This is a genomic window from Marinilactibacillus kalidii (assembly GCF_017599325.1).
GTDB classification, from domain to species: domain Bacteria; phylum Bacillota; class Bacilli; order Lactobacillales; family Carnobacteriaceae_A; genus Marinilactibacillus; species Marinilactibacillus kalidii.
This window is the reverse complement of sequence record NZ_JAGFVM010000031.1, coordinates 47,807-67,786: the sequence shown is the minus strand read 5'-3', so window position 1 is coordinate 67,786 and position 19,980 is coordinate 47,807. Positions and strand designations below refer to the sequence as shown.

Sequence of the window (19,980 nt, the reverse complement as noted above, 5' to 3'; positions counted from 1 at the left end):
GGATAAGGTATTTTTTTTATGGCTTTTATGGTATAGATACAATCTGGGTAGTATCAAGTAAAATAAGGTATGTCTCTTTAACCGGTTTTTTCAGTATAGATACCAAAGCTTCTCTGTACAGTCTCAACTGTCCAGTATACTTTTCCAACATAACTGTTTCGGGATCATCAAATCTTTGAATTTGATCTGTTTTGTAGTCAAACAAAATCAATCCATCATCTTCTTCAATGTAACCATCGACAATACCATGTATCAAGATTTGTTCTGTTTCTTCTTCCATATCAGCAAACAAGTCACTAGCCTCTAATAACAAAGAAAAAGGTACTTCACGTTTAACTTTTTGTGCATTTTGGCAGATTATTTTACCAACTGGTGTTTCAAAAAATTGAACAAGTTGTTCGACTCGGATTAAAGGTGCCATTTCCTCTGTTAATATTCCTTTAGTTACAAGAGATTGAATATGATTCCTTATGTTCTCTTCGTTCGGTTCGTGACTGAGCTCCATCGCCTGTAAAACAAGATGCGTTGCTTGGCCGATTTCAGCTGGGCTCGGTTGCAAAACTTCCGAAATAAACAGCGGACGATCAAGTTTTTCTTCTACATAACGATAGGGAACCCTTGGATTCGTCACATCAATTTTCAACATCTGACCATCATTTGGCTCTTCAAATAAACGCTTGATTTCAGATACTGATTGATAACTTGTCGTTTTAGTTGCCGTTTGATGAGCGTAAGTTGCGTTAATCAATGATAATGCTTGACGAAGAGCCTCTTTTGTTTCTTTATTTTCTTGCCACTTGAGTTGTTTCTTTTTAAAAATATTATACCAATCAGAATTTTCTTCTGTATTAAAGGATTTCAACTGATTTTCTAAATCAGATTGATTGTAAAATTGAACATTAAATTGAACAGGGTGATTAGATATCTCTCTATTTGAAGTTGAGAGCCATGTATCGTGATCTAAGCTATGGTGTCTTGCTAGACTTAGTCCTACCCAACTCATATAACTTGAAGCTTGTAAACGAATATCTGCGGGCAAGACAGGGTTCTCATGACCGCTAACAGTCCCCCACTCTTTCAAGGCAGCTGCTTTATCTTTGTACGAACCGACAAGAAACAATTTTTGTTCTGCTCGCGTTAGCGCAACATAAAGAACACGCATTTCTTCTGACAACAATTTATTCTTTTTATGATTTTTAAGTGCTCGTTCAGGTAGCGTCGTGAATCGTCCATTGGGTTGAAGAGCTGATTCATTTACTTCTTTGTATTCTGCTCCAACACCGAATTTCTCATCAAATACATAAGGTTTTTTTAGTTCATTTTGGTTGAACTTTTTAGACATGTCTAAAACAAAAACCACCGGGAATTCCAATCCTTTACTCGCATGAATCGTCATGACTCTTACTGCATCTTCATCTTCATTGACGACCGATGGCTCAGCTAGGTCCTTATCTTTTTTCTGCATTTTTTCGATAAATCGTATAAATTGAAAAAGTCCTTTGAAAGTGGTCTTCTCATAAGCAGCAGCTCGCTCGTATAAAGCATGTAAATTAGCTTTTCTTTGTTTACCAGAACTCATGCCACCCACATAGTATAAAAAGCCAGTATCCTCATAGATCGTCCAGATTAGTTTGACAATAGGCTGTCTCCTAGCAAGTTCTCTCCATCGATTGAGATTTTCCATGAATTCAATCAATTTCAATTGTAAATGTCGATTACTCGGTTCTTTTTCTTCTTGTTTAATAAAAGCCAGTAAGGATTCGTAATAGGCAGAAGTCGTATTCATCAAACGTATCTTGGTCAAATCAACTTCATTTAGCCCGACAATCGGAGAACGTAAAACAGCAACAAGCGGAATATCTTGCCACGGATTATCGATGATATTGAGTAAAGACATCATAATACTAATTTCTGTAGTTCTAAAATAATTTTGCGTATCCTTGATAGCCGTCGGAATGGCTAGCTGTTTATTGAAAATATCTTGTATAACCAAATTATTTTTTTTGGTTGGTGTCAATAAGACGATATCTTTGAATGTTAACGGTCTATTTTCCTTTAATTTCTTATCATAAATCTGAAAGCCATTTTGCTTTAAGGAAAGGATTTTTTCTCCAACCATCAGCAGCTCGCCTTCTGCTTTTGAGTCAATTTGGAAGCTCTCGGATACTTCCTCAAAATCTGATGTATCATCAGAAAGTTCTTCAGCTTCATCAATATTCTTTTCAAAAATCAAGATTTCCGTTTCACAAGTAGCGTCTTTAGGGAAAGCTTGAAAACCTTGTTGAAGCTTAGCGGAATCATCATAAGCTAAGTTTCCTACTGCTTTATCCATTAATTGTGTGAAGATATAGTTAGTAAAATCGAGCACATGATGATTAGAACGGAAGTTCTCTGCCAATATAATTCGCTCACCTTGTTCACCAGATTCGTAACGTTCATACTTATCGATAAATAAATCAGGATCGGCCAAACGAAAAGCATAGATGGATTGCTTCACATCTCCTACCATAAATTGGTTACCATGCGCCTGCGAATCATTAGTCAGCCATTTCAAAATGCTCTCTTGCAAGAAGTTAATATCTTGGTATTCATCTACCATCACTTCTTTGAAGCAGCCTCGGTAATAATTGGAAGCCTCTGAAGGTCTTTCTTGATCCGCTTCAGTTTTCGTCAAGATTTGGTAGGTTAAGTGCTCCAAGTCATTGAAATCTAATAATCTTCTGTCATATTTATGCTTTTGAAATGCATCCGAAAACAAATTTGTTACCCTAGCCATCTCTTCGACTAATATACTGACTTTATCCATCAATTCTATTTGCTTCGATAATGGCACACTAAAATATTCTTCTTTTAGACGATTATAAGCTGTTTTAGATTGATCTCTAAAATTTTTCATTTCAGCAGCGGCTTCTTTAACTTCTTCAGGTGTAGTTTTCTTTCTAGGAGAAGACCACGTTTGAAATTTAAAAGATTGGATAACCGCATATGCTTCCTCAAGCTTACCTTCTTTTATACACTGTTTGATAAAAAGAAAGTGATTTTTTTCTGTGTCAAGGATACTAAAAAGTTTCTCTAATTCCTCTTCACCATTCCCAATCGTCGAAGCATAAGCATTTAATTCAATCGATAAATCAATGATTTGTAGCATCTGTGGTTTTGCGAGTTGCTCGTAAAGCAGGCTATCTTCTATATGATTATTTTCTATTGTATATAGTTTGGTCAATTCTTCTAACCATTTTTTGGGATTGGGGTTGGATCTAGAGAAATTATATAATGAAAAAATCAGCTCAGTTAATCCGTCATCAGATCTGTCATTAGAATATGTTGCTGCTAATGTTTTAAACAGCGACGCCTCTTCACCATAAAGTTCTTCTCTTAATGCATCCCAAATATCCTCTTTCATCAAAGTATTCTCAGTATCATCTGTTAACATTCTGAATACTGGGTCCAAATCGATGAGATAGTAGAATCTTCTAATTACTTTCAGACAAAATGCGTGTAATGTAGAGATATTTGCTTGATACAATAAAGGCAGCTGTCTGACTAAGTGTTGCTGTAAAACTGAATCGTTGGTTTGCGTAATCTCTTTTTGGATAGCAGATTGTATCCGTTCTTTCATTTCCTTGGCAGCTGCGTTGGTATAAGTGACCACAAGTAATTCGTCTATCCCCACACCATTTTTGATCTTTTCGATCACTCTCTGGACTAACACCGTTGTTTTACCCGATCCAGCAGAAGCAGATATAAGAAGGTTTTTTCCTTCGTCATAAATTGAACGCCACTGGTTGTCTGTAAACAAACTGTCCGACGGCTTTTGTGGAATCCTCTTCATCAACTATGCGCCTCCCCTGGTAGTATCAATTTGTTCGATATGCGGTGAATCAATGCTTTCTTATCTGGTATATCTTCGAAGTGACGATAATTGTTTTCTTCAAGTAACACATCAAATTGAGAAATTGCCTTATATGGACCACTAACCGATGGTGTAAACTGGCGCTTTTCCATAAAAGGCATTAACATATTTTTACCAGTTAAAATTTGATTACCAGCTTCTATAATCAATTGACGATTATGTTTCACAAGTAAATCCAATTCTTCTGTTGTAATGAGGGCTCTGCCTTTTAATGTACCATTTTTCAACTGATTGATTGGATAAACTAATGAATGATTTCCTGGCTCCATCGTTAAATCCAGCTGACTTAGTACATCCTCGTTATTAATGGCTAAGCCGTTAAGTTTAAATTCTTTAAGAAGAGCTTCCATCCATTCATCCGTATCCAATGCTAGTGATTTTAAATATGGATTTTTAACCTGTGCGTAAAAAGCGCCAGCTGGTCTAGCTTTCTGACCGAGTAAATCAGGTGAAAATTCTACAGCCGTATCTAAATACGTAATCATTTGCATCATGAGACCATAAAATAATTCATCATATTTAAATGAATGTTTGCTCGATTTATAATCTACAATACTAACGTATAATTGTTTTTCAATCTCCATTGTATCTAAACGGTCAATTTTACCTCGTACGTGAATCTGTCCACCATTATTTAATGGAAATGCAAGTCCTGGTATGCCGTTCGCTTGACCAATTCTTCCAAAAAGAACTTCTGATTTTTGAGGCGTAGACTTACTACGCTTACTTTGATTAGTAATTGCCCACATCATTCGTTTAACGGTTTTTCCAAGTTGATCTCGAATAAACTTCATTCGGTTTGACATGGATAACAAACGAAACTGATTTTTTTCATAAAGATTATTGAGAACTTCATCTGTTAACTTCCGAAGCATTTCATCATCCAGTGACTGCACACTTAAGTCCTTAGAAACAATCAGCTTAAATAATTGATCTAATGCATCATGAAAAAAGTTCCCTGTTTCCGTCGGCGTTAATTCTTGAATGGAACGTTCCTTAAGTCGAAGGCCATACTGCAAGAAATGACTGTATGGATCTAAATAAAAGCTCTCTAATTGAGAGACAGACAAATATAGATCTTTGCCATATAGCTGTTCAGCTAAATCATTTGTAAGCGGTACAGGAATATTTTTACGTTCAAGACTGTGAAATACTCTATTTTCAAAAAAGTTATCTTTATCTCTCAATTGTTCAAATAGACTGAGCCAAAAGGTATGCGGTAAAAGATCTTGATCAATACCTTCTCTTAAGATGGTATTCAATTGACCGATAGACTGTTTCCTTGAACCAATAAATGAAAGAATCGTATCAAGTGATTGGTCGAGAACGAGATGACTATCTGCTAATTTAGGTTGCACCGTAATAGAAAGGTGATCAGCAATTCTTTTTATATAAGGACTAATGCGATGATTTCCATTACCCTCTTGCTTGACCGGATATGAAAAAATCAATTTATCAGAAGCATTTCTAAAAGCCATATAAGCTGATAATGGTTCCGATGCCATGACTGACTCTGTAGTCGGCGCTAAAAAGCGATCTAAAGGTAAGACTGTTTGTATTTTCTCTCGGTCTTCATCTGTTAAAATAGAATCATTTTCGCGATTCAAGGGTAATAGTTGATCAGTTAACCCAACGATAAAAACTACTTTCTTTGTACTTGCGCGTACTTTATCAAAACTCGTAAAGATCACTTGGTCAATACTTGGTGGAACAATACTATACTTTGCTTGCTCGAAACCAGTTTCTAAAATAGCTAGAAAGTCATCCATTGACCACGGCTCATCACCTAAGACATCGACGAATTCGTCTAACATATTGATAAATGTCTCCCAAACTTGTTCATGCTTTCTTGCTTCAACTAGGTCGCCGGCAGCTAAAGCCTGGTCTCTCCAAAAGACGATTTGATCATCTACGCTGTGTTGATTTAAAAACTGATAGAGCAGTCTTGCAGCATCACGATTAGTCGTTGCTTTTTTTATTTTCTTAAAAAAAGGCAAGAGCGTTTCTCTAATCACTGTTCTAACCTGATTAGCAGTGGCTTGTATTTGTTTATCGTTATCAAATTGCTCATTCATATCCTCAATTTGATAACGCGCATAAATCCATTCTTGATCTCTTGTCCAAGCAGAACCTTCATAGCCATAAGCTAATATTACATTTTCGGTTAAGTCTACTTTTGTACGCCATTCAGCATGTGCCTCTTGTAAATAAGTTAATCTGGTACCTAGCTCTTTTGGTAAGGATTGATCGCTCAGGTGTGGAACGAATAATTCTGTCCTAAGAAACCGCATGACATCTTCATATCGCCAATGTCTTTTTGAAATCAGTAATAAACTTTGTATCAGCTCAACCAGTGGATGTCCAGACATTGCATCTGGTTCATCGATAAATAACGCTAGTTCATTTTGTTGAAATAACGGCTCAATGACCGTCTTATACGCATCGATATCTCTACTCATGATCATTATATCTTTATAGCGATAGCCTTCTTCTGTGACCATCTTCCTAATTTTGTTACTAACATGCAGAATCTCTGCTTGCTTCGTTTCAGCACTCCAGATTTCTATGCATTCATCCATAGAAAGATCCATTTGAGTAGCAGGGTTCATAGGACCAGTAGAACTATCGATCCAAAATTGTGCTAGATCGTTTAGTGGTTGACACCTTTCAGAATTAACATCAGAAATGATTTGGTCATTTAAAACTGGTAAATGTTCTTGTAAGGCAAGCTGATATAAACGATAGTAAGTCATCCCGGTTTCATAGAAAAAATGAGTTAATAACGGTGGTTCAACAGCAAATTTTTGATCAAGGACTAATGCTACATGGACATCTTTGCAATGACGAACCAATTCGATAATCAGCGCTTGTTCTTGAGCAGAGAAACTTTGATAATGGTTGATATAGATGGTCGTTTGAGATAAATTCTTTTTTTGTAGTGCTTCAATCAAAGCCGCCAATATATCTTCTTTTTCGATGTATTGATTGATCAACTGCTCGTTAAATGCTTGGTAAAGCAATTGAATATCAGCAATTTTTTGAGAGAAATCATTCCCGCCTAACGACTGTTCAAGCTCAGTATTCGTCAGTTGTTCTAAATCGGTCAGATTGATACGACCATTTCTCATCTCCATAAATAAAGTCGTCAATTTTTCAATAAAGCCTTGCTGCGCACTTTCTCCTCGAAATATACTCAATGCAGACTCATAGTCTTTGACAAGTTTTTTGACAAGCATCGTCAGCCCTGTTTCCGTCAATTGTGTCTGATTATAGATGGCAGTGTCTTGAAGGTAATACCAAGCAAGACGACTGAAACTAAACACTTGAAGGTTGATCATACCCGTATAAGCTTTTGAATCGTCTTGTATGTCTTTCAATTGTTTAAGTACGTTGATTTCTGTTTCAAATTTAATATGGTCTGGCACGAGATAAAAGACTTGAGCTTGATTATCTTGGTTGATTAGCTGGTTCATTTCTTTAATGAGCGCTGACTCTTTTTCCGTGTCTGCACGGCCAATCACAAATTGTAAACTCATCTATTCACTCCTTTTAAAGGTTAACTGTGAAAAAAGAAAGACAGATATCTAGTCGAGATATCCATCTTTTTTATCCTATTATGCTTGACCTGTCAGTTTGATAATTTCAATAATAACGTCTGTAGCTTTTTCCATACTTTCAACTGCTACAAATTCATAGCGACCATGGAAGTTTTCGCCACCAGCAAACAAATTAGGTGTCGGCAAGCCCATAAATGAGATTTTAGAGCCGTCGGTTCCGCCTCTGATTGGTTTAACATCTGGTTCAATATCAAGATTACGCATGGCTTGATCAGCAACTTCTACTGAACGCATATCTTTTTCAATAATTTCTCTCATATTATAGTACTGATCTTTTAACGTTAATGTAATTCTTTCTTGATCGAAACGATTATTTAGTTGCTCAACAATAGCCGAAATTGTTTTTTTCTTATCTTCAAACAGTTCACGGCTATGGTCACGAATGATATACTCCATTTTTGCTTCTTCAACGGTTCCATTCAAACCTAACAGATGATAAAACCCCTCTCTGCCATCCGTTTTCTCAGGTACTTCTTGTTCAGGTAAAAGGCTATCCAGTTCCACTGCTAATTTTAACGCATTGATCATTGTATCTTTTGCAGTTCCTGGGTGAACATTTTTACCTTGGATAGAGATAACTGCAGAAGCAGCATTAAAGCTCTCATATTCCAATTCTCCAACGGGTCCACCATCTACAGTATAAGCAAAATCTGCATTAAAGTGGTCTGTATCAAATAAATCAGCGCCTACGCCGATTTCCTCATCTGGTCCAAAAGCGACTCTTACTTTACCGTGTTTAATGTCTGGATTACTGATCAAATATTCTACTGCACTAATGACTTCAACGATACCAGACTTATCATCTGAACCTAGTAACGTGTTTCCGTCAGTCGTAATCAGCGTTTGTCCTACATAGTTTTTCATATTAGGGAAATCTTTTGGAGACAAAACAATTGATTTTTCTTTGTTTAAAATAATTTCTTCACCATTATAATTTTCATGAAATTGGGGTTGAATATTTTCAGCATTAAAGTCCGCCGTATCCATATGTGCAATAAAACCAGCAGTTGGCACGTCTGCTTCAATATTAGAAGGTAATGTTGCTGTAACGAATCCATTTTTTTCATTGTAATCAATCTCGCTCAAACCAATCTCGCGCAAGTCATCCATTAATAGTTTGGCAAAATCTACTTGTGACTGTGTTGATGGAACAGTTGTACTAGACTCATCAGAGCGCGTATTGATTTTTACGTATTTCACGAAACGTTCGACTAAATTTTTATGCATAATGTTTATTCCTCCACTTTAATGATACGTTTTATTTTACACTAAATTGAAACGATTTTCTGGTTTTTAACTGAATTTAAAAACGTCTTTTTGCAAACGGGCTTCTAAAATCTCTAAGTCCCATTGGTGTAAATTTTTCCATTGATTTAATTGTTCTTTCATTTTAGGAACAAAAATAGATTCAATAAAGTGACCAGGATCGATAACATCCATACCATCTCTCAGCATATCTTGTGCACCATGGTAAGACACATCACCGGTAATGAACAAAGTTGCACCTTGAGCTAAAGCCTCTTTATAATAATTTTCACCCGATCCCCCAAAAATCGCTACTTTCTTATGAATACGAGAAGACGTTTGCCCAGCATATCTTAAATGCGATAAGTTAAATGTCTCTTTTAATTGCGTAATCATCTCTTCTGTTGTTGTTTCTACTGGAGCAATTCTACCAAACCCATAAGCTTTTTTCTGATTTTCAATCGTATATAAATCATAAACAGGTTCTTCGTATGGGTGGTTGGTTAAAATAGATTGGATGACACGGTCTCTTATCGATTCTGGAAACAGCATTTCGATTCTGAGTTCTTCTACTGTTTCAGATTCGCCAACTTCTCCTCGATCTGGGTGGGCACCATCACTAGGTGTAAAATGCCCCACACCTAACATATCGTAAGATACGTCGTTATATTGACCTACTTCTCCAGCCCCAGCCTCGTGCATAGCCGTTCTCAGCTTCTCAGCAGCTTCTACTGGAACGTACACAGCAATTTTTTTATAAAATTCTTCTCGAATTGTTGAAACAATCGAACGATTCTCAGGAAAAGACAAAGCATCTGCTAACCAGTCACTCATACCATTTTCCGCTGCATCAATGTTAGTATGAGCGGAATACACGGCAATATCTGACTTGATCAGTTCGATATAGTCTTGACGTCGAGTATCATCGCTGTTCAATAATTTAGGTGCTTTAAAAACAGCTGGATGATGTGTAAAAATCAAATCAACATGATTTTCTTTGGCCTCTTGGATAGTTGTCGCATCCACATCTAAAGCGAGCATAACTTTTTTTACTAGTTTATCTTTTGATCCAAAAGATAAACCGATAGGATCCCAATCTTCTGCTAAATAAGGTGGAGCAAACCGTTCAATCTTTTCAACCAGGTCATTAACTGTTATCTGATTCACTGAATCGTCTCCTTAATATGTTCAATTTCCTGATTGATTTTCTCTAGTTTTCTTTCGTCAGGATGTTGTGATTTATTCATTTGATTTTTAACGTATGCCAATTTATCTAAAACCTGTTCCCATTTTTTCTTGAACGTATCAGATGACTGTTCAGAAAGGTAAGGACCGAAAGTTAAGGCATGATCTGAATACACTATGTCTTCTTCAACTGGAATGGCTACAATGATTTCGTAGATTTTATCATTCTCTTCGATAATTTCCTCGGCAACAATCTTATACTGCTCGCTCATTAAAAATGTTCTAAGTGTTTTCTCGCCAACATTCGGTTGTAAGATTAGTGTTTCAGTACGGTTTAATTTATTTAAGGAAAGTCCTCTAGTCAGGATATCTCTAATCAAAGCACCACCCATACCGCAAATCGTTATAGTATCGATATGATCGCTTGATTCAATCACTTCCAAACCGTCCCCAAAACGAACCTCAATGACTTCTTCAAGATTTCTAGACTGTACTTCGTTTAATGCTTTATCATAAGGTCCTTTAACAACTTCACCAGCGATGGCAAACTCGAGGTCACCTTTTAACGCTAATGAGCACGGTAAATAAGCATGATCAGAGCCGATATCTGCTAGCCTTGCATTGTTGGGAATATAAGAAGCTACGCGCTTTAAGCGTTTTGATAATTGTATGGATTCCATGATGCACCTCTTTTGATTTCTTATACCTATTAGTTTAACAGGTTATGTAGATTAAAAAAACGATTATCAAAAAAAGAAACCCACAAGAGGTTATAAACCACTTGTAGGCTACTCATTGTCATTTTTAAAAAAAGATTACTCAGCGTCTTCTTCTTTTGTTTCACCAATAACTTCTGGTTCAGGCATTTCGTCTGAAGTTTCAGTTGTTTCTTCTTCAACAGCATCAGGTGCTGAGATAGATACAACAGTAGAATCAGGATCAGTTAATAAAGTAGTTTCAGCATCTAATTTGATATCGCTAGCTGATACGCTATCACCGATAGTCAATTTAGAAACATCTACAGTATATTCAGAAGGTGCTTCAGCAGGTGCTACTTCAACTTCTAGTTCAGAAAGTGATTGAGAAACATAACCTTCATCAATTTCTTCTTCACCAGTAACGTATACTGGAATAGACATAGTAACTTTTTGACCTTTAGTAAAGGCAAGTAAGTCAACATGGAATAGAATTGGTTTGATTGCTGCAGTTTTTTGTTCTTTAACGAATACTTGGTAAGTTTTACCTTCAACGTCTACTTCGAAAACACCGTTAGATCCAACTTCGCGTAAAGTATCTTCTAATTCTTTTTGGTTAAGCAATACAGAAACAGTGTCTACATCTTTACCGTAGATTGCTGCTGGTACTTTTCCTTCATTTCTTGCTTTCTTTGATGCTGATGTACCTGTTTCAGTACGTTTAGTAGCTGATAATTTCATTTATTTCACTCTCCAAATTATATTATAAGTAATTAACTTATTATATTTCTATGCATTAACATAAGTATTATACCAAATATCCGCACGTATTACAAAAGCAAACGCATAATAAAATGAAATCAAGTAAAAAAGATAGAAAACATCCATTAATGTTTTCTATCTTTAATCAGTATAGACTACTCTAAAAAGTCTTTTAATTGTTTAGAACGACTAGGATGACGCAATTTTCTTAAAGCTTTTGCTTCAATCTGTCTGATTCGTTCTCTTGTAACGCCAAATACTTTGCCAACATCTTCTAATGTTCTCTGACGTCCATCGTCAAGACCAAAACGTAGTCTCAATACATTTTCTTCACGATCAGTAAGCGTGTCTAGTACATCTTCAAGCTCACTTTTCAATAATTCATAAGCAGCATTATCTGAAGGGCTCGTTGCATCATTATCTTCGATGAAATCACCTAGGTGTGAATCATCTTCTTCACCAATAGGTGTCTCAAGTGAAACAGGTTCTTGTGAAATCTTCAAGATATCTCTAACTTTTTCAGTTGGAAGATCCATCTCAGCACCGATTTCTTCTGGTGTTGGTTCTCTACCTAAATCTTGAAGTAATTGACGTTGAATACGAACCAGTTTATTGATGGTTTCTACCATGTGAACCGGGATACGAATCGTTCTAGCTTGATCGGCGATAGCACGGGTTATTGCCTGACGAATCCACCAAGTTGCGTAAGTTGAGAATTTGAATCCTTTTTCATAATCGAATTTCTCAACAGCTTTCATTAAGCCCATGTTACCTTCTTGAATCAAGTCTAAGAAGCTCATTCCTCTACCAACATAACGTTTTGCAATTGATACAACAAGTCGTAAGTTGGCTTCTGCTAATTCTTGTTTAGCGATGATATCTCCAGTTTCGATACGTTTAGCCAATGCGATTTCTTCTTTGGCACTTAACAAATCTACTCGACCTATTTCTTTAAGATACATTCTCACAGGATCATTGATTTTAACACCTGGCGGTGCAATCATTTCTTCTTTTTTAGCTTCTTCAACAACTTCTTCTTCTTTATCAAGTTGTTTGGCTAGTGGATTACCGTCCTCGTCAACGACACCGATTCCTTCGTCTTCGATTTTTTGGATTAGTTCTTCCATTTGATTTTTTTCTAACTCAAATGGTTCAGCTAATTTATCTGTTAATTCAACATAAGAAATCGTTTGATCCATTTTCTTTTTTGTATCTTTAATCAGACTTTTTACAGCAGCATCATATGCTTTGTTCGGTGTAGCTTTTACTTTTTCACTTTTTTTGGCCATATAGGTTTATGCCTCCTGCTTTACGCTTCTTTCGCAGCTTTTAGCTGACGATTTAAATTAATGATTTCAATAGTAAGCGATGTTTGCTTTTGTTTGTCGCCACTTCGTTCAGCAGCTTTTAATTCTTCACGTTTAGATTCAAGCTTTGTAACGAGCGGCGAACGATTTGACAGCATGTCAATATAATCTTCAATCTCACCTGGAACAAGTTCTTCTCCAAGGTCCATCCAAAAAATTTCGGTAGCTTTTTTCTTATGTTCTGGATCTTTTATAAAATCCAGAAAAGCTTCAACATTGTGCTCACCTTTATCTTTAAAATAAGATTCATACAACAAATAGAGTATCTGATAATGCTCATCCGGAAAGGAAAATTCATAAGATAAGCCTTGTAATGTATACCATACCTCATCATGATAGAAAAGTCTATTTAACAACATCTTTTCGGCTTGCTCGGTCGTGGTTCTTTTCACTCTATTTTGTCTTGAAACAGCAGGTGCTTTGTTTTCAGCCTGTCTTTCTTCCTGACGTTGCTTAAGTTCTTTCGTTCGGTTCTTTTGCGTTTCCATAAGATACTGTTGGAATTGTTCTTTCAACGTATCCTGAGAAACATCAAATTCCGAAGCGAGCTGATTAAAGTATAGTTCTCTTTCGACTGGAGAGCTGACAACCGTCATCTCTTTCAAAACCTTTTCGATATAAGCTAAACGTTCACTTTCATTCTTTAAATTCAAACCCGCTCTAAAGTATTTCATCAAAAAACTCATGAACGTATCTCGTCCGTGGATCAGAAATTCATTATAAGCTTCTTTACCTCTAGATTTAATATAATCATCAGGATCTAATTTTTCTGGAAAACTCGCAATGTCGATATCAAAATGGGTCTGATCTAAAAAATACTCGGTTGCTCGTTTGGTCGCATCTAAACCGGCTTGGTCACCATCATAAGCTATAACCACTTTATTAGTTACTCTGTCCATTAATTGAACTTGCTCATTGGTTAAACTGGTGCCCATCGAAGCAATACCATTTTTAATCCCTGCTTGCCAAGAAGATATAACGTCCATAAACCCTTCAAAAAGATAAACTTCACCTTCTCGTCGGATACTTGCCCTAGCTTTATCATAATTGAACAGCACACGTCTCTTATTAAATAGTTCTGTCTCCGGACTATTAACATACTTAGCAGAATGAAAAGGTTTGTCTCCGGTTGTTTCCCTATTAGGATCTTCAAAAATCCTTCCTGAAAAAGCAACCGTATTTCCTTTATCATCTCTAATAGGAAAAAGTATTCGCCCAGAAAACCGATCAAGCAATTGTCCGTCATCACGATCAGAAAATAAGCCTGTTTGTGGGAACAAAGATTGATCTAGTTCTTCTTGATTATCCAAATAGAGTTTTAGAGCATTTCTTTGTGGCGGTGAAAATCCAAGTTTGAATTCTTCAATGGTTTCTTTCGTCATTCCTCGGGCTATTAAATAATCGTATGCCGCCTCACCAACCTGCGTATTCATCAAAACATGGTGATAAAAAGCTTGAGTCTTCTCGTTGATTTCAAGCAATTTCCCATAGCGACTGTCTCCACTCGGTCGAGACTGATAGGTCTGTTCTACAAGTTTTTCGTCTATCTCAACTTCAGCTATCTCAGCAGACTTTATAACAGCTTCTGGAAAAGATACACCTTCGATTTCCTGTAAAAAAGAAAAAACATTCCCCCCTCTACCGCAACTGAAGCAGTGGAAGATTTGTTTCTTTTCATTAACTGAAAACGAAGGTGTCTTGTCATCGTGAAAGGGACAATGAGCAAAGTGATTTTGCCCTGATTTCTTTAATTGAACATACTGTGAAACAACATCAACGATATCGGACGCTTCTCTAATCCGCGTAATGGTTTCTTCTGGAATTCGTACCAATTCTGGTGCCTCCCCTCCACAATTTATTCAATAGTAACCTTATTAAAATAATAATTGCTAGACAGAATAAGCCTATAATAATCAACCAATAGTATATCATACATAGTAAAAAAAGCAAATTCCCTCTCGTTAGAAAAAGAATTTGCTTTATACTCAAGATTTTATTAAACAAGTTGATGTTTTTTCAATTAAACATTTTCTTGTCTAACTTAATCACTCTGTTCCCCATTGACTTCCATATGAATTGAGCTAATAAAAAGTCAACCATACTATGAACAACGGTTCCTACACCGACTAGTAAGAAGACAACGTAGAAAAAGCCATCTGTATAAGACGTTCCGGGTATGGCACCATAAAAGAACAACGAAACAATCAACATTTCAGCCGCCCCATGTACTACACCGATTCCAAATGAGAATAAAAGACTTTTAGTTGGAGAATTCAAGATTTCTTCTCTACGATTCATTAAAATTTTAGCCCCTATGTAGGCAAAAGCTACATGACTTAGTGCTCTCAATACAATAACAATCGGGAAACTTGCCAGTAAAAACCCTATTGCAGAACCTATTGAAACGGCTACAGCGATTCCTGGTGAGAAAAACATTGCTAAAAAAATGGGTACGTGGCTCGCTAATGTAAATGAAGCAGGTTCAATTAAAACCTTTATTGGCATAACTAACGGAATAACGATGGCTATGGCTGTTAATAGTGCAGTGATTGTCAGCCTTAGTGTATTTGTCTTTTTGATATGAAACACTCCTTTTTTTACACCATAACTTTACAGGTGTCTTTACACATTACAAGTATAATCTAATCAAGAAATATTTCAATCTTTTTATTTGTAAATGAGATTTTTCTTTTCTAACGCTTCTACGATTTTTGCTAAGGTGACTTCATCTTTAGCAGAAATCGTATGACTATGGAGTCCGTCTGTCAAATCTGCTAGCAAAGATGTATGGTTTTTATTTAATTTTTCTAAAAAAGCGGTGGCTTCCATTCTGTTAGAGATATTCAATCCTCCAACGATTTCTCCGTAGATGGCGTGCTCTACGATCACATCTAAAATCTCCCCACCATGATCGACAATCGTAAACAATTCTTCCAATGTCTGATCGTAGTTATGCTGACAAACGATTCGCTTCGTTAATCGATTCATTTCTATTTTTTTGATATAGCCTTTAGGTGTGGATAAAATATCATGTCCCTCAGCTCTTAGTAGTGCGATATCACCAACAATCACTTGTCTACTGACCGTGAACTGTTCAGCTAATTTTCTAGCAATGATAGGTTCATCCGTTTTTGAAAGAATCGCTAGTATCTGCTCTCTACGTATTTCTGCGTCCATCGTTTCGCTTCCTTTCCCTACTCCTTATTTGGGTTGTCATTAAACCTAGTGTATACAAAAAAAAGCACTCATCACAAGTGCCTTTTTTTCGTTTATTGCTTAATTTGCAAATTGAGCATCGTATAAGCGTTTATAAGCACCATTTTGAGCCATCAACTCACTATGAGAGCCTTCCTCTTCAATACCTTTTGTTGTGACAACAACAATACGGTCCGCATTTTTGATAGTGGCTAATCTATGAGCAATAATCAGAGTTGTTCTGCCTCTAGATAGCGAGTCTAGTGCTTCTTGAATGGCTTGCTCTGTTTCTGTATCTAATGCAGAAGTTGCCTCATCCAGTATTAGAATAGGCGGATTTTTCAAAAACATTCTAGCAATAGATAAACGTTGCTTTTGTCCTCCAGAGAGCTTGACTCCCCGTTCACCTATCACAGTATTCAAGCCATTAGGTAAAGATGCAACAACGTCCTCAAGATTCGCTAACTTAACGGCTTCTCTTACTTGCGCATCATTAGCATTGAGATCCCCATATAAGATATTCTCTTTTATTGATCCTGGGAATAAAAAGACATCTTGTTGGACCACACCGATTTGTTCTCTTAACGATTGAACAGTCAAATCGTGAATGTTGTGTCCGTCCACTTCAATACTACCCGAATCGATTTCATAAAAACGTGGCAATAAGTTACAAATAGTGGTTTTTCCTGCACCACTTGGTCCGACAAACGCAACAGTCTCACCGGCTTTGATAGAAAGATTGACCTTATCGAGTATGGGGTTGTGTTCTTCATAGCTAAAAGTGACATCGGTGTAATCTATATTCCCAATCAATGAATCGACAGCTAATGCATGAGGAGAGTTCTGGATTTCTGGCTCTCTAGCAATCTCTTCCTGTAACCTTCTGAATCCAGCAATACCTTTTGGATAGCTTTCAATCATGATATTGACTCTTTCAATCGGCCTTACAAAAACATTGGCAAATAATATAAAGGCCACAAAATCACCATAACTCAATTCACCTTGAATTGTGTAATACGCGCCGAAAAACATAGCGAATAGACTAATAAGACGCATGAGCAAATAATTATAGGAACTACTAATACCCATCATTTTATAAAATAAATATTTTGATTTTTTGTATGCTTCATTCAGTACTTTGAACCGTTGGTCTTCGTAATCTTCATTAGCGAAAGCCTGCACAACTCGAATACCACCTACTGACGCTTCAATACCTGCACTAAATCCGGCTAAGTCATCATAAATACGGTTATTTACGTGCGTCATTCTCTTATTAAAGAAGATAACTGCTACCGCGATCAGCGGCACAAGCAAGAAAGTCATGATAGCTAGTTTCACATGAACAGTCATCATCAAGGCAAAAGCACCTAGTAATGTAAAAATCGTAATAAAAATATCTTCCGGACCATGGTGAGCCAGTTCTGCGATCTCAAACAAATCTGAAGTTAATCGTGTAATGAGCTTACCAGTTTCTCGGTTATCAAAATACTTAAATGACTGTTTCTGTATGTGTTTATAAAGATCTTGACGCATATCGGTCTCGATATTCGTACCTAGTCGATGACCATAATAAGTAACAATAAATTGTAAAAAAGTATTGATCACATAAATAGACAATAATCCTATAGATACCCATACAATAACTGGCCATTCTTCAGTTGGTAGAATCGTGTCGATTACCCGTTGAACAATAATTGGGAAAGCAAGTTCCAATATCGCGACAATAATCGCTGAAGAAAAATCTAACGTAAACAACCATTTATATGGTTTATAATAGCTAAAAAATTTTTTTAACACGAAATGCCCTCCATTTTTTATTAGTTAAATCGTCACACTAAGCTGCCTAAAGAACAATAAGTGGGATAAGAAATGATTGCTATCTTATCCCACAATGATCTTATTGTACTTATTTTATAATTAACTGTGTTGTATCTGCAAAACCCTTAGTGATTTCATCAATGGCTTTTAGTAAAGCCAATCGATTTGCTTTAACTGCTTCATCATCTGCCATAACCATATTTTCTTCAAAGAAAGCATCAATATCGTTACTCATGTTAGTAAGCACTTCGTAACGTGAATTAGCATCTTTTGTAGTTTCAAATTGATGAGAAACTTTCAACATGCTATCATAGAGCGTTTTTTCAGAAGATGATTTTAACAATTCTACACTAATTTGACCTTCATCAGACGCTTTTTGAGCAAGATTCGCAACACGGTTCAATGATTCAATGACAGATTTATAATTATTTTCTTCACTTGCTTCACTTAATACAAGAGCCGTATCCATCATTGAAACAACATCTGCCTGATTTGCATTCAAAGCAGCTTGTCTAATATCATGAGAAATCGGTTGGTTGTTATGCATTGTTGATTGCATTAACTGATCCACTCGATCTTTAAAGAAGTTGAGTAAATTCTCTTTATTTTGAGCAAGTCCAGCCTTTAACTCTACGTTGACTGTTAACGTTTCTTCAATCTGGTCTACTATACTAGACAATTCGAGATTAAGACCCGCATGTTGAATCATTCTAACGATCCCCATCGCTTGTCTTCTCAAAGCAAAAGGATCATTTGATCCTGAAGGAATTTGACCAATAGCGAAAAACATCGCAAGGGTATCAAATTTATCCGCTAAGGAAAGAACCGTTCCTACTTTAGTTGATGGCACAGCTCCAGTCGCAGATGTAGGCTTATATTGTTCAGCGATTGCTGAACAGACTAATGCCGATTCACCTTTTTCACTTGCTAAAATCGCACCAATCTCGCCTTGTAGTTTTGTAAATTCAACGACGGTTCCTGTTACTAAGTCAAATTTAAATAGCTCGCCTGCTCGCTTCAATGCTTCTTTTTCTTCATAACTTAGTGAAAATTGATCGGCAATTGATTGAGCAATTAATGACACACGATGTTGCTTATCGTACATAGATCCCAATTTTTCGTGAAAAGAAACACGTTTTAGTTTTTCTACAAATGCATCAATCGTTATTTTCTGATCTTCTTCGTAGAAGAATTTTGCATCCGCCAATCTAGCGGTCAAGACTTTTTCATTTCCTCTTACAACTGTATCGATGTACTCATCTGAACCATTTCTGATGCCGATAAAGTTTGGCAAGAAAGCCATGGTTTCATCATTTTTACGAACAGGAAAATATCTCTGATGATCTGCCATCGAAACTTCTAGTGCCATTTCTGGCACACTAAGATAAGCTTGATCAAAAGAACCCGAAAATGCTGTTGGATATTCTACAAGATCCGTTACTTCGTTTAATAATTCAATATTATCTAAGGGGACTTTCCATCCTTTTTCTTCACAAATAGCCGTCATTTGATCTTTGATCATTTGCTGACGTTTTTCTCTGTCTGCAATAACAAATTGCCCTTCTAAAGCCTTAGCATAATCTCCAGCATCTTTTATCGCAATCGTTTCTCCTAGGAATCGGTGACCAATAGTGTTATTCCCTGATTGCACATCGAAGATAGTCAGTGGTAACACTTCTTGGTCAAGCATAGCGACTAACCAATGTAATGGTCGTATAAATTTATAGCTATGCGTGCTCCATTTCATACTAACGGGAAAAGTAAGGGAAGCTATTGTCGATGATAATTCTGAAAGGATAGCTTCAGCACGCTTACCTTTGGTAAATTTCTCAACGAATATATAATCGACACCTTTGATTTCTTTAAAAACAATTTCCTCTGGCGTTGCACCTTGGCCTCTAGTAAAACCAATCGCAGCTTTTGACCAGTTGCCTTCAGCATCTAAAGCGATTTTTTTAGCAGGACCTTTTACCATCTCTACTTCATCCGCTTGCATTTCTGCTAATCCTTCGACCATTAACGCAAGTCTTCTAGGTGTTGAGTAAGTTGTTATCTGTTGGAAATCCAGCTTAGCCTCATTTAAGAAGGTAGCGACTTTATCTTTTAGTTGTTCAACAGATGGTTTGATTCCTTTAGCAGGCATTTCTTCTAACCCAAGTTCTAATAAGAATGTGTGTGACATG

At 36.5% G+C, this 19,980-nt stretch carries 12 protein-coding genes; all 12 read right to left on the bottom strand.

The genetic code is table 11. The features are described from left to right. Positions 1-25 precede the first annotated feature (25 nt). Positions 26-3,835 carry a helicase-exonuclease AddAB subunit AddA gene (addA, locus tag J5J05_RS07955; RefSeq protein WP_425270353.1) on the bottom strand — a complete coding sequence of 1,270 codons (3,810 nt, stop codon included), beginning with the start codon at positions 3,833-3,835 and terminating at the stop codon, positions 26-28. Next, the gene (locus tag J5J05_RS07950; RefSeq protein WP_208560155.1) at positions 3,832-7,449 is read right to left on the bottom strand and encodes a PD-(D/E)XK nuclease family protein; all 3,618 of its coding nucleotides are present in this window, start codon (positions 7,447-7,449) and stop codon (positions 3,832-3,834) included. The genes addA and J5J05_RS07950 overlap by 4 nt, the downstream gene beginning before the upstream one ends. Before the next feature lie 78 nt (positions 7,450-7,527). Further along, positions 7,528-8,757 (bottom strand): peptidase T, encoded by a 1,230-nt coding sequence (pepT, locus tag J5J05_RS07945; RefSeq protein ID WP_208560154.1) that lies wholly within the window; start codon positions 8,755-8,757, stop codon positions 7,528-7,530. A 66-nt stretch (positions 8,758-8,823) separates the two neighbouring features. Next, a complete protein-coding gene (locus J5J05_RS07940; RefSeq protein WP_208560153.1) occupies positions 8,824-9,942 on the bottom strand; it encodes a Nif3-like dinuclear metal center hexameric protein in 1,119 nt (372 codons plus the stop codon). Continuing rightward, on the bottom strand, positions 9,939-10,640 hold the full coding sequence (locus J5J05_RS07935; RefSeq protein WP_208560152.1) for a tRNA (adenine(22)-N(1))-methyltransferase: 702 nt from the start codon (positions 10,638-10,640) through the stop codon (positions 9,939-9,941). The genes J5J05_RS07940 and J5J05_RS07935 overlap by 4 nt, the downstream gene beginning before the upstream one ends. A 135-nt stretch (positions 10,641-10,775) precedes the next feature. Further along, positions 10,776-11,396, bottom strand: coding sequence for a 50S ribosomal protein L25 (locus tag J5J05_RS07930; RefSeq protein WP_208560151.1), 621 nt, complete (start codon positions 11,394-11,396; stop codon positions 10,776-10,778). A 176-nt stretch (positions 11,397-11,572) separates the two neighbouring features. Next, positions 11,573-12,706: an RNA polymerase sigma factor RpoD gene (gene rpoD / locus J5J05_RS07925; protein WP_208560150.1), complete on the bottom strand. Its 1,134-nt coding sequence runs from the start codon at positions 12,704-12,706 to the stop codon at positions 11,573-11,575. Positions 12,707-12,726: 20 nt separating this feature from the next. Continuing rightward, positions 12,727-14,616 (bottom strand): DNA primase, encoded by a 1,890-nt coding sequence (dnaG, locus tag J5J05_RS07920; RefSeq protein ID WP_208560149.1) that lies wholly within the window; start codon positions 14,614-14,616, stop codon positions 12,727-12,729. A gap of 184 nt (positions 14,617-14,800) precedes the next feature. Continuing rightward, positions 14,801-15,364, bottom strand: a complete 564-nt coding sequence (locus J5J05_RS07915; protein ID WP_208560207.1) for a hypothetical protein — start codon at positions 15,362-15,364, stop codon at positions 14,801-14,803. Positions 15,365-15,451: 87 nt separating this feature from the next. Then, the gene (locus J5J05_RS07910; RefSeq protein WP_208560148.1) at positions 15,452-15,961 is read right to left on the bottom strand and encodes a transcription repressor NadR; all 510 of its coding nucleotides are present in this window, start codon (positions 15,959-15,961) and stop codon (positions 15,452-15,454) included. A gap of 99 nt (positions 15,962-16,060) precedes the next feature. Beyond that, on the bottom strand, positions 16,061-17,776 hold the full coding sequence (locus J5J05_RS07905; RefSeq protein ID WP_208560147.1) for an ABC transporter ATP-binding protein: 1,716 nt from the start codon (positions 17,774-17,776) through the stop codon (positions 16,061-16,063). A 109-nt stretch (positions 17,777-17,885) separates the two neighbouring features. After that, positions 17,886-19,979 carry a glycine--tRNA ligase subunit beta gene (glyS, locus tag J5J05_RS07900; RefSeq protein WP_208560146.1) on the bottom strand — a complete coding sequence of 698 codons (2,094 nt, stop codon included), beginning with the start codon at positions 19,977-19,979 and terminating at the stop codon, positions 17,886-17,888. Position 19,980: the final 1 nt, after the last annotated feature.

What these genes read in the sequence shown, in the direction of transcription:
- rpoD (WP_208560150.1), bottom strand. Translation starts at nt 12,706, where the DNA reads ATGGCCAAAAAAAGTGAAAAAGTAAAAGCTACACCGAACAAAGCATAT.
- J5J05_RS07910 (WP_208560148.1), bottom strand. Translation starts at nt 15,961, where the DNA reads ATGGACGCAGAAATACGTAGAGAGCAGATACTAGCGATTCTTTCAAAA.
- J5J05_RS07935 (WP_208560152.1), bottom strand. Translation starts at nt 10,640, where the DNA reads ATGGAATCCATACAATTATCAAAACGCTTAAAGCGCGTAGCTTCTTAT.
- J5J05_RS07950 (WP_208560155.1), bottom strand. Translation starts at nt 7,449, where the DNA reads ATGAGTTTACAATTTGTGATTGGCCGTGCAGACACGGAAAAAGAGTCA.
- pepT (WP_208560154.1), bottom strand. Translation starts at nt 8,757, where the DNA reads ATGCATAAAAATTTAGTCGAACGTTTCGTGAAATACGTAAAAATCAAT.
- J5J05_RS07930 (WP_208560151.1), bottom strand. Translation starts at nt 11,396, where the DNA reads ATGAAATTATCAGCTACTAAACGTACTGAAACAGGTACATCAGCATCA.
- glyS (WP_208560146.1), bottom strand. Translation starts at nt 19,979, where the DNA reads ATGTCACACACATTCTTATTAGAACTTGGGTTAGAAGAAATGCCTGCT.